Here is an 11,496-nt window from a genome sequence, read left to right as displayed (position 1 = left end):
GACGTGCTGCTGAAGGTCGAGGCTGCGACCGTACGGTTCGGCGGGCGGGCGGTGCTCGACGCCGTGGGCCTCGAAGTCGCCGAGCACGAGATCGTGTGTGTGCTCGGCCCGAGCGGCAGCGGCAAGTCCACGCTGCTGCGGACGGTGGCCGGGCTCCAGCCGCTCGACGCCGGGCGGGTGCTCCTCGGCGGCCGCGACCAGACCGGTGTGCCCGCGCACAAGCGGGGGGTCGGGCTGATGTTCCAGGACCATCAGCTCTTCCCGCAGCGGGACGTGGGCGGCAACGTCGCCTTCGGGCTGCGCATGCACGGTGCGGCCAAGGAGCGACAGGCCGTACGGGTACGGGAGCTGCTGGACCTCGTCGGGCTGCCGGGGGCGCACCGGCGTGCCGTGGCCGCCCTCTCGGGTGGCGAGCAGCAGCGGGTCGCGCTGGCCCGAGCTCTCGCCCCGCGCCCGCGGCTGCTGATGCTCGACGAGCCGCTCGGCCAGCTCGACCGTTCGTTGCGCGAGCGGCTGGTGGTGGAACTGCGTGAGCTCTTCGCCGAGTTGGGGACGACGGTGCTGGCCGTCACGCACGACCAGGGCGAGGCGTTCGCGCTCGCGGACCGGGTCGTGGTGATGCGCGAGGGCCGTATCGCCCAGTCCGGTACGCCGCTCGAGGTCTGGCAGCACCCGGTGGACGAGTTCGTGGCGCGTTTCCTCGGCTTCGACAACGTGGTCGCGGCGACGGTGCGCGGTCGCACCGCTGACACCCCGTGGGGCGGGCTCCCGGTGCCGGAGGGCACCCCACAGGGCCCCGGCACCCTGCTCGTACGGCCCGCGGGCGTACGGCTGGTCGCGCCCGCGGACGGGCTGCGCTGCACCGTGGCCGCGCGTACCTTCCGGGGCACCCACGTCGCCGTACATCTGCAGCCGCAGGACGGGCCGCGGCTCGAAGCGGCGTGCGCGCTGCGGGCGGCGCCGGCGCCGGGTGACGAGGTCGGGGTGGCGTTCGACGCGGACGAAATCCTCATGCTCGGGGAGTCGACGGCGGCATAGGGTGCGGACCATGACGCCACTCGCACATGACCGCTACTGCGACGCGATCGAGCTGCAGATGCGGCAGTTGAGGGACGTGGTGGCCTCCGGGGCCGACCTGTCCGCGACCGTGCCGACCTGTCCGGACTGGTCGCTGGAGAAGCTCCTGCGGCATACGGGCGGGGCGCTGCGCTGGGCCGAACTCCTCGTCCGGACGAGGGCACAGGAGGACCTCGCCGACGCGAACGTACCGTTCCTCTGGGGGCCGGAGGCCGAGGGGGACCCGGCCGCCCTGGACGCCTGGCTCGCCCAGACCGGCGAGACGCTGGTGGGCACGCTGCGCGCGGCGGGGCCCGATGTGCGGGTGTGGGCGTGGGCCGGGGACCTCACCTCCGGGTTCTGGGCCCGCCGGATGACGCACGAGCTGGCGATCCACCGCGCCGACGCGACACTGGCCGCCGGGCTGCCCTACGAGGTGGCGCCGGAGGTGGCCGCGGACGCGATCGACGAGTGGCTGGGGATCGTCGAGTTCGTGCAGCGGACGCGGCCGCACGACGCGGCGTCCGAGCTGCGTGGCCCGGGCCGCAGCATCCACCTCCATGCCACCGACACCGCCCCCGGACTGAACGCCGAGTGGGTCGTGGAACTCACCGAGGAGGGCGTCGTCTGGCGCCGGGACCACGAGAAGGCCACCGTCGCGCTGCGCGGTCCGCTCACGGACGTCCTGCTCGCCTTCTACCGCCGGCTGCCGCTGGACGGCGGGCGGTTGGAGGTGCTGGGGGAGCGGGAGCTGCTGGACTTCTGGCTGGAGCGGGCGACCTTCGGGTAGTCGGCGCACCCGCCACCAGCCACCCGCCACCCGCTACCCACCACCCGTCATTCACCCGGACACGCGTGTGGCCCGCCCCCTTCGAGAGGGGCGGGCCACACGAGCGTACATACGGCGGGTGCGTCAGCTCGACTTCGAGGCGCCGCGGCGGCGCATGCCGAAGAACACCGCTCCGCCACCGACGACCACGAAGGCACCGGCGACACCGGCGATGACCGGGGTGTTGGAGTTCGCACCGGTCTCGGCGAGGTTGGACTCACCGGCCGCGGGGGAGGGCGAGTTGTCGCTCGTCGTCGCGGGCGCGGTGCTGCTGCTCTCCGACTCCGACGGGGTCGCGGAAGGCGTCTCCGACGAGGCGGGCGAGGAGGGGGTCTCCGACGGCGACGGCGTGGCCGGCGGCGTCGAGGTCTCCTCGGTCTTGCAGGCCGTGGAGGGAGCGGTCACGTTCTCCTTGATGTCCGCGTCGACCTGGTTCCCGGCCTTGACGTGGACGCGGTACGTGGCGTTCGGCAGCCAGTCCTCGTCGAAGGTGATGGTGACACCCTGGCGTGTGCCCTCGACTTCCTGCTCGCCGACCTTCTTGGCGTCGGCGCCATTGGATTCCAGGAACACGGTGACGGTCGCTTTGGTGCCGGAGGCATCCACGTCCGTGACGGCGATGACGCCCTTGGTGCCGACGCACTTGGCTTCGGCGGAGAACTCACTGATGTTGCAGGCAAATGCGTTGCCCGCGACGCCGAGCGCGAGCGCGGCCGAGGCGGAGGCAACACCGAGGATTCGCACAGAACGTGCGGTACGGCGAGATATGGACACGATTGCCCTTCACAGGTTGCGCAACTGCGGGGGGTTTAAGGGGGACTCTGCCGTGGCAACAGTGACCCCTCGGGCCTCACAGGTTTATAAGCGCCAGCTAAGTGCTGTCAACGTATATGCCCCGCCATGCCGTTGGCTTTACCTTGTCATTAACCACCGAGGCGTTTGAGTGCCTCGGGGGCCTCCTCGATCCGGTCAACCAGGGCGATTCGGGACTCCATCGCACGCCCACGGGCGAGCGATTGCAGGAGCGGCCAGGTGGGGTGCTTCTCGGTCCAGTGCGCACGGTTCACCAGAACCATCGGCGTGGGCTCCCCGCGCGACTCGTAGTAGTTCGGAGTCGCGTTGTCGAAGATCTCCTGTACGGTCCCGGCGGCGCCCGGCAGGAAGACGACCCCCGCGTTCGAGCGGGCCAACAGGCCGTCCTCGCGGGTCGCGTTGGCGAAGTACTTGGCGATGTGCGCGGCGAAGGGGTTCGGCGGCTCATGGCCGTAGAACCAGGTGGGAATGCCGACGGAGGGGCCACCGGCGGGCCAGCGCTCCCGTACGGCGAAGGCGGACTGCGCCCAGTCGGTGATGGAAGGCGTGAAGGACGGAGCCTTGGCGAGGAGTTCGAGCGCCTCGGGGAGCATGGTGTCGTCGAAGGGCGCGGCGTACGCGCCGAGGTTCGCGGCCTCCATCGCGCCCGGGCCGCCGCCGGTGGCGACCGTGAAACCGGCGCGCGCCAGCTCACGGCCGAGGCGTGCGGCGCCCTTGTACTCCTGTGTGCCGCGTGCCATCGCGTGGCCGCCCATCACGCCCACCACGCGGGCGCCGACGAGGAGTTCGTCGAGCGCGTCCGACACGGCGTCGTCGTGGATCGAGCGCAGCATCGACGAGAAGATGTCGCCGTCGGCCCTGGTCCGCTGGAACCACGCGTAGGAGAGGGCGTCCGGCGTCGACTCGTACCCGGTGCCGAGGCTCTCGAAGAGCTCGTCCGGGGTGTAGAGCAGCCCGCGGTACGGGTCGAAGGGCAGCCCGGGGACGGGCGGGAAGACCAGCGCGCCGGTCGTTCTCACCCGGGCCGTCGCCTCGGACTCCATCCGGCAGCCGAGGAAGACGGCGTCCGTGGTGTCCACGGAGAGCAGTACGTCCGTACGGGCCGTCAGATCGAGTGCCTGGAGGCGGAACCGGGTGAGCGTGCCGTACGCCGCGACGACCTCGTCGAACTCGGCGAGGGTCTCGATCTCACGGTCGTGGCTGGGCGGAACGGGGGTTGGCTGCACTCGGCCATGCTAGGGGGTGGCGGTGGACCTTCGGGGGCCGGTCCGGTCAAGGCCTCGAAGGGCGGTGCCGACCCGCCCGTCACCCGGCCGGGAACGGGCGGGTCGATGCCCTGGGGAGCTCAGCCCTGGACCGCCGCCGGGTCCATCCACATGACCTCCCAGGTGTGGCCGTCGGGGTCGTCGAAGGTCCGGCCGTACATGGAGCCGTGGTCCTGGGCCTCCCGGGTTCCCGAGCCGCCCGCCGCGAGGGCCCTGTCGCAGAGCTCGTCGACCTTCTCGCGGCTCTCGGCGCTCAGACACAGCAGTACCTCGCTGGTCCTCGTCGGATCCGAGATCTCCTTCTTGGTGAAGTCCGCGTAGCGCTGCTTGCTCAGCAGCATCGCGATGATCGTGTCGCTGATGACGACACAGGCGCAGTCGTCCGTCGAGAACTGCGGGTTGATCGTGTAGCCGAGCTCGGTGAAGAACTTCCGTGAGGTGTCGACGTCGTTCACGGCGAGGTTCACGAAGATCATCTACTGGTACATGAGGGGGCTCTCCCGGTGAGGGTGACGTGAGGTGGTGCGCCGTACGGAGAGGTAGACCGCGCGTCGGCGCGGAACTCATCGCTCACCGGGAAACCCTCATCGGGAAACCCTCATCGGGAAACCCTCATCGGGAAATCAATGCGTACGGCTGCTCAGCGTGCCAGCGGCAGCGCCGCCAGCTCCGCGACCGCCCAGGTCAGCGGGCCGCACACGGCGAGCAGCACACCGGCGCGGAGCAGCGCCGCGCTGCGCAGCAGGGTGACCGGCGCGCCGAGCCGCAGCAGCGCCTCCGTGGTGTCGGCGCGCGCGTGCTTGGCCTCCAGCGCGGCCGTCAGCAGCGTCGCGACGGCGCACCCGGCCACGAGCAGCGTGCCGAGCGTGCTGAGCGGCCCGAAGGAGGGCCGCGCTCCGGCGTACAGGGTCGCCGTGGCGTACACCCCCGACGCCACCGCGCACACCACACCGAGCGGACGCCCGATGCGCCGGGCCTCCTCCTGGAGGACACGTCCGGCGAGCAGCCGCCGTGCGCCGGGGCGCACGGCCTGCAGCAGCCCCCCGCACAGGTGTGTGACCGCGGGCCCGGCCAGCACCATCCCGAACGCGGTCAGGATCCAGCCGCCGAGCACCCCGGCGGGGCCGCCCGCGAACCTGCCGGGCAGGTCCAGGCCGGGTGCCGGTCCCGAGCGGCTCGCGTACGCCTCCACGGCCAGGCCCGCCGCGAGGACGGCCGTGCCCCAGGGCAGCCCGGCGGGGGCGGGCAGCGGAGGGGCGGGCTGGTCCGCGTCCAGCGGGCGCCCCGGCTGGTCGGCGTACGGGCCGCGGGCGGCGCCGCCCGCATGACGCGTACGGCGCGTACGACGCGTAGGAGATGCGCCCTCGTGCTGCCGGTTCTGGTGTTCCCGGTCCCCTTCCCGGCGCTGCCCGCGTGCGCCGTGTCGGCCGGTGCGGGCCGGCCGGGCGCCGCGCGGGCGCAGCACCACCGCGCTCGCCACGGAGGCGGCCAGTGGCACCGGGAGCAGCAGGGTCAGGGCCGCGGGCAGCGGCAGGGGACGGTCCGGGGCGAGGAACGCCGCCGCGGCGCCGTCGAAGGGCATGCCGGTCGGATCGCCGCGCAGGTGCAGGAAGACGAGCAGTGCGAGCGTCGAGCCGAGCGTGGTCGACAGGGCGGTGGTGACCGCGGAGAGGGCCATCAGGCGGCCGGGGCCGAGCCCGATCGCCGAGAGCCCGGAGCGCGGCCGGGTCCCCGGGTCCGTGCGGGCGACCGCGACGGCGAAGTACACGGTGGCGGCGACGGGCGCGAGGCACCAGACGAGCCGCAGTACCGAGCCGGTCGAGGCGCCCGGGTGCGTCATCGCGTACCCCAGCGTGCACAGCAGCAGGAAGCCGGTGCCCGCCGAGGCGGCGACGACAAGGAGTCTGCGGAGTTGAACCAGGGGACGGGCCCCACGGGCTAGGCGGAGAGCGAGCACGCGGCCCGGCCTTCCGTCTCGGCGACCGGGGGCAGGTGGACGGTGTGCACGCGCCGCCCGTCGAGCAGCGACACCGTGCGGTCGGCGAGGGCCGCGGTGTCCGCGTCGTGGGTGGCCAGGACGACCGTGATGCCGTGCGAGCGGGCCGCCGCGGTGAGCGTGCGCAGGACATGGGCGCGGTCGGCGCGGTGCAGCGGGGCGGTCGGCTCGTCGGCGAAGAGCACCTTGGGAGCGGAGGCGAGCGCCCGGGCGATGGCGACGCGCTGCCGTTCGGCCTGGAGCAGGGCGTGCGGGCGTTTGCGGGCGCAGTCGCCGATGTCGAGGCGCTCCAGCCATTCCAGGGCGGCGGTCTTGGCGGCCCGGCGGCCGGAGCCGCGCAGCATCAGGGGGAGCGCCGCGTTCTCCCAGGCGTTCAGCTCCGGTACCAGGACGGGCGCCGGGTCGATCCAGCCGAAGCGCTCGCGGCGCAGGCGCTCGCGGGTGAGCGCGCCCATGGTGTGCACCGGCGCGCTGTTGTACCAGACCTCGCCCCGCTGTGGCAGGAGTTGTCCCGACAGACACTGGAGCAGGGTCGTCTTGCCGCTGCCGCGCGGGCCGCCGACGGCGAGGATCTCGCCCTCGCGGATCTCGAGCGAGACGCCGCTGAGCGCGGGCGAGCCGTTGTGCTTGACGTGCAGGGCACGTGCCCAGAGCACGTCGTTGTCCGGCGGGACCACCATCGCGTACACCTCGGTTCAGATCTGATTTGCGCTGCCCGAGCGGCCTCGCCGAGGTCACTCGGTCCCCCGGACGGGGGAACGAAGGCAGGGCCGATCGGTCACTGGGCACGCTAGGTAGTGGACGGCGGGAGGCCGGACAGCACGCGGCCCCGGGCCGCCGTTTCTCACTCGAACGGACGGCACCGGGGCCGGTGTGGATCAGTCGGTCGGACGGAGGATCAGAGCTTCGTCCACGCCTCCGTCAGCACCTGACGGACGATGCCCTCGATCTCGTCGAAGGTCGACTGGTCGGAGATCAGCGGCGGGGAGAGCTGGATGACCGGGTCACCGCGGTCGTCGGCGCGGCAGTAGAGGCCGTACTCGAAGAGCTTCTTGGAGACGAAGCCGTAGAGCACGCGCTCCGACTCCTCGTCCGTGAAGGTCTCCTTGGTGGCCTTGTCCTTCACCAGTTCGATGCCGTAGAAGAAGCCGTTGCCGCGGACGTCGCCGACGATCGGGAGGTCGTGCAGCTTCTGGAGGGTCTGGAGGAAGTTGGCCTCGTTGTCGAGGACGTGCTGGTTGAGGCCCTCGCGCTCGAAGATGTCGAGGTTGGCGAGGCCGACCGCGGCGGAGACCGGGTGGCCGCCGAAGGTGTAGCCGTGCAGGAAGGTGTTGTCGCCCTTGTAGAACGGCTCGGCCAGGCGGTCGGAGATGATGCAGGCGCCGATCGGGGAGTAGCCCGAGGTCATGCCCTTGGCGCAGGTGATCATGTCCGGTACGTAGTCGAACTTGTCGCAGGCGAACATCGTGCCGAGGCGGCCGAAGGCGCAGATGACCTCGTCCGACACCAGCAGCACGTCGTACTGGTCGCAGATCTCGCGCACCCGCTGGAAGTAGCCGGGCGGCGGCGGGAAGCAGCCGCCGGCGTTCTGCACCGGCTCCAGGAAGACGGCCGCGACCGTCTCCGGGCCCTCGAAGAGGATCTGCTGCTCGATCTGGTCGGCGGCCCAGCGGCCGAAGGCCTCGGGGGAGACGCCGGACCCGTCGTCGAGGAACGAGGGCGCGCGGTAGATGTTGGTGTTCGGGACCTTGTGGGCGCCCGGGACCAGCGGCTCGAAGGGGGCCTTCAGGGCCGGCAGGCCGGTGATGGACAGGGCGCCCTGCGGGGTGCCGTGATAGGCGACCGCGCGCGAGATGACCTTGTACTTGGTCGGCTTGCCCTGGAGCTTGAAGTACTGCTTGGCGAGCTTCCACGCGGTCTCGACGGCCTCGCCGCCGCCGGTGGTGAAGAAGACCTTGTTCAGGTCGCCCGGAGCGTAGTTCGCGAGGCGCTCGGCGAGCTCGACGGCCTTGGGGTGGGCGTAGGACCAGATCGGGAAGAAGGCCAGCTCCTGCGCCTGCTTGAACGCCGTCTCCGCGAGCTCCGTGCGGCCGTGGCCCGCCTGGACCACGAACAGGCCCGCGAGACCGTCGAGGTAGCGCTTGCCCTTGTCGTCGTAGATGTAGGTGCCCTCACCACGGACGATGGTGGGGACGGGCGCGTTCTCGTACGAGGACATGCGGGTGAAGTGCATCCACAAGTGGTCGTACGCGGTCTTGCTGAGGTCCTGGGTGCTCACGGCTATCGGGTTCCCCACATGTAGGTCTGCTTCTTGAGCTTCAGATAGACGAAACTCTCGGTGGAGCGCACCCCGGGCAGGGCCCGGATGCGTTTGTTGATGACGTCCAGCAGGTGGTCGTCGTCCTCGCAGACGATCTCGGCGAGGATGTCGAACGAGCCCGCGGTCATCACCACGTACTCGACTTCCGACATGGCGGTCAGCGCTTCGGCCACCGGATCGAGGTCGCCCTCGACATTGATGCCGACCATCGCCTGCCTGCGGAAGCCCACGGTGAGCGGGTCCGTGACGGCGACGATCTGCATCACGCCCTGGTCGAGCAGCTTCTGGACGCGCTGCCGCACGGCCGCCTCGGACAGGCCGACGGCCTTGCCTATCGCCGCGTACGGACGGCGTCCGTCCTGCTGGAGCTGTTCGATGATGGCGAGGGACACGGAGTCCAGTTGGGGACTGCCGTTCCTCGACTCGCGGGTGGAGTCCCTGGGGTCTGCGCTTCGACTGGCCACGCGCTCACTGTGCACGACGTCTCGACGGTTCCGCAAGGTTGTAGCGATGAAATTCGTTGTTTACAGGCACGCAGTTTGCGGATTTCGCAGTTACGGGGCGACCAGGGGGGTTGAAAACGTGGAGCCACGGATTAGGGTGGACGTCTCAGCGTTTGGACACCTGAACTTGGAGGGCCGGCAGTGAGCACCGAGCTGCGTCGACTGCGCAACTACATCGACGGCGAGTTCCGGGACGCCGCCGACGGGCGGACCACCGAGGTCGTCAATCCCGTGACCGGCGAGGCGTACGCGACCGCGCCGCTGTCCGGTCAGGCCGACGTGGACGCCGCGATGGCGGCCGCCGCCGCGGCCTTCCCGGCCTGGCGCGACCAGACGCCCGCCAAGCGTCAGAGGTTCCTCCTGAAGATCGCGGACGCCTTCGAGGAGCGGGCCGAGGAGCTGATCGCGGCCGAGGTGGAGAACACCGGCAAGCCGATCGGGCTGACCCGGACCGAGGAGATCCCGCCCATGGTCGACCAGATCCGCTTCTTCGCGGGCGCGGCGCGCATGCTGGAGGGCCGCTCGGCAGGCGAGTACATGGAGGGGATGACCTCCATCGTCCGGCGCGAGCCGATCGGTGTCTGCGCGCAGGTCGCGCCGTGGAACTACCCGATGATGATGGCGGTGTGGAAGTTCGCCCCCGCGCTCGCGGCCGGCAACACGGTCGTCCTGAAGCCCTCGGACACCACCCCGGCCTCCACCGTCCTGATCGCCGACATCATCGGCGGGATCCTCCCCACGGGCGTCTTCAACGTCATCACCGGGGACCGCGACACCGGCCGCATGATGGTCGAGCACAAGGTGCCGGCCATGGCGTCCATCACGGGTTCCGTACGCGCCGGCATGCAGGTCGCCGAGTCGGCGTCCAAGGACCTCAAGCGGGTCCATCTGGAGCTGGGCGGCAAGGCCCCCGTCGTCGTATTCGATGACCTCGACAGTGCGGCCATCGCCAAGGCCGTCGAGGACATCTCGGTCGCGGGCTTCTTCAACGCGGGCCAGGACTGTACGGCCGCCACCCGCGTCCTCGTCCAGGAGTCCATCCACGACGAGTTCGTCACGGCGCTCGCCAAGGCCGCCGCCGACACCAAGACCGGCCGGCCGGACGACGAGGACGTGCTGTACGGCCCGCTCAACAACCCCAACCAGCTCAAGCAGGTCACCGGGTTCATCGAGCGGCTGCCCGCCCACGCCAAGGTCGAGACCGGTGGTCACCGGGTCGGCGACAAGGGCTACTTCTACGCCCCGACCGTCGTCTCCGGCCTCAAGCAGGACGACGAGATCATCCAGAACGAGGTCTTCGGGCCCGTCATCACCGTCCAGTCCTTCACGGACGAGGCCCAGGCCGTCGAGTGGGCGAACGGCGTCGACTACGCCCTCGCGTCCTCCGTCTGGACGAAGGACCACGCGCGCGCGATGCGCCTGTCCAAGGCACTCGACTTCGGCTGTGTGTGGATCAACACCCACATCCCGCTGGTCGCCGAGATGCCGCACGGTGGCTTCAAGAAGTCCGGCTACGGCAAGGACCTGTCGGCCTATGGGTTCGACGACTACACGCGGATCAAGCACGTGATGACGTCGCTGGACGCGTAGGCGTTATTTGTTCGTCGTTCGTTGTTCGTTGTTCGTTGTTCGTTGTTTGCGGTTCGTTGTTTGCGGTTCGTGGCTCGTGGCTCGAACAGTGAACCGCACGGCCCCCTCACGGAACTCCGCGTCGAACTTCCGCCTCTTGCCTGCCATGACCCTCAACTTCCCCTGCAGTCAGGGTCTCTACGCTACGAGGGGAAGGTCATCTCCGACATCTACGAGAACGCGGGGAAGGGTGAGTACGACCTGGTCCGCCTGCCGATGAACACCAGCGGCCTTCCGCTGGCGTCCGCGTACCTGCCGGACTCCTTCGACGGCCGCTACACCTACCCCACAAGCTCCAACTTCGCCCGGCTCAACAGCACGGCGGTCAACACCGCGATCGACGAGGCCAACGCGACGGCAGACCTGGCGGCCGCGGGCGAGAAGTGGTCCACGGTCGACCGCCGGGTGATGGAGCAGGCGGCGGCCATTCCGGTGTACGTGCCGGTACGCACGTTCCTCCACACCTCCGGACTGAGGGGGCTCCAGGTCGACCCGGACGGACTGTCGCCGCTCAACGCGTATGTGACGCGGTGACGGCCATCGCCACCCTACGGACGTACCGTGGGTGACGCCGTGTCGTCGGCCGGGGCCGGGGAGACGTTGAGTTTCGTACGGGACGGGGCGGGACGCGAGACGGGCGCCGTCTCGGCGTCGATGTTCTGCTGCCCCAGAAGTGGGACGCGGCCGGCCGCCTCACGGTGTCCATTCCCTCACCGCAGGCTCCGCCGATGTACAGAACCTGCTGCGACTGGGTGAGTGGTGACGCGGAGTCACGCACCGCGTCACGAATTGACGGTTCTGCTGCGATCCGTCGGCCGATCGGAGAAGTCGGGGCTTCGCTGATGAGATCGCAAGGTGTGTCCAGCCCCTTGCCACGGTGACACCCCTCATGACCTGCGCTGTACCAAAGTGCCGGCTTCGCCCACGCGGGCATGGGCTCATGCTGGCGGGGTGCGGACGGTGCGGACGGCGTGTCCTGGAGGCACCCCGGCGATGCTGATCCGGGACCGGTTGGACGTGCTGTTCGAGGGCGGGGACTTCGTCGGTCGGTAGCCCTCGGACGGCAGGCCGGGGCTGTCCACGGG

The 11,496-nt window shown here is 70.4% G+C and carries 11 protein-coding genes; 4 read left to right on the top strand and 7 right to left on the bottom strand.

Features of this window, described 5'->3' with window-relative positions; translation table 11 throughout:
- The first annotated feature begins 3 nt into the window (after window positions 1–3).
- Window positions 4–1,038: an ABC transporter ATP-binding protein gene (locus RV986_RS15125; RefSeq protein ID WP_475924287.1), complete on the top strand. Its 1,035-nt coding sequence runs from the start codon at window positions 4–6 to the stop codon at window positions 1,036–1,038.
- 10 nt (window positions 1,039–1,048) lie between these two features.
- Entirely contained in the window at window positions 1,049–1,846 is a 798-nt protein-coding gene (locus RV986_RS15120) for a maleylpyruvate isomerase family mycothiol-dependent enzyme (protein WP_475917911.1), read from the top strand.
- Between the two features lie 123 nt (window positions 1,847–1,969).
- On the opposite strand, the gene RV986_RS15115 is transcribed toward RV986_RS15120, so the two are convergent.
- From RV986_RS15115 to RV986_RS15085, 7 genes are all read right to left on the bottom strand, one after another.
- A complete protein-coding gene (locus tag RV986_RS15115) occupies window positions 1,970–2,659 on the bottom strand; it encodes an LAETG motif-containing sortase-dependent surface protein (protein ID WP_475917910.1) in 690 nt (229 codons plus the stop codon).
- Window positions 2,660–2,808: 149 nt separating this feature from the next.
- Window positions 2,809–3,924 (bottom strand): LOG family protein, encoded by a 1,116-nt coding sequence (locus RV986_RS15110; RefSeq protein ID WP_475917909.1) that lies wholly within the window; start codon window positions 3,922–3,924, stop codon window positions 2,809–2,811.
- A 119-nt stretch (window positions 3,925–4,043) separates the two neighbouring features.
- Window positions 4,044–4,439, bottom strand: coding sequence for a VOC family protein (locus RV986_RS15105; protein WP_475917908.1), 396 nt, complete (start codon window positions 4,437–4,439; stop codon window positions 4,044–4,046).
- Window positions 4,440–4,603: 164 nt separating this feature from the next.
- Window positions 4,604–5,920 (bottom strand): hypothetical protein, encoded by a 1,317-nt coding sequence (locus RV986_RS15100; RefSeq protein ID WP_475917907.1) that lies wholly within the window; start codon window positions 5,918–5,920, stop codon window positions 4,604–4,606.
- Window positions 5,902–6,639 carry an ABC transporter ATP-binding protein gene (locus RV986_RS15095; protein ID WP_475917906.1) on the bottom strand — a complete coding sequence of 246 codons (738 nt, stop codon included), beginning with the start codon at window positions 6,637–6,639 and terminating at the stop codon, window positions 5,902–5,904. Before RV986_RS15095 ends, RV986_RS15100 begins: the two co-directional genes overlap by 19 nt.
- Window positions 6,640–6,857: 218 nt before the next feature.
- Entirely contained in the window at window positions 6,858–8,255 is a 1,398-nt protein-coding gene (locus RV986_RS15090) for an aspartate aminotransferase family protein (protein ID WP_475917905.1), read from the bottom strand.
- Window positions 8,240–8,758: an Lrp/AsnC family transcriptional regulator gene (locus RV986_RS15085; protein WP_475924286.1), complete on the bottom strand. Its 519-nt coding sequence runs from the start codon at window positions 8,756–8,758 to the stop codon at window positions 8,240–8,242. The genes RV986_RS15090 and RV986_RS15085 overlap by 16 nt, the downstream gene beginning before the upstream one ends.
- A 165-nt stretch (window positions 8,759–8,923) precedes the next feature.
- Here RV986_RS15085 and RV986_RS15080 point away from each other — a divergent pair, with 165 nt between their 5' ends.
- Window positions 8,924–10,372, top strand: coding sequence for a gamma-aminobutyraldehyde dehydrogenase (locus RV986_RS15080; RefSeq protein WP_475917904.1), 1,449 nt, complete (start codon window positions 8,924–8,926; stop codon window positions 10,370–10,372).
- 69 nt (window positions 10,373–10,441) lie between these two features.
- On the top strand, window positions 10,442–10,945 hold the full coding sequence (locus RV986_RS15075; RefSeq protein WP_475917903.1) for a hypothetical protein: 504 nt from the start codon (window positions 10,442–10,444) through the stop codon (window positions 10,943–10,945).
- The last annotated feature ends 551 nt before the right edge of the window (window positions 10,946–11,496 follow it).

This window comes from Streptomyces sp. RLA012, assembly GCF_056270325.1.
Note: the sequence above shows the minus strand (reverse complement) of the source record. Positions and strands in the feature narration are given on the sequence as shown.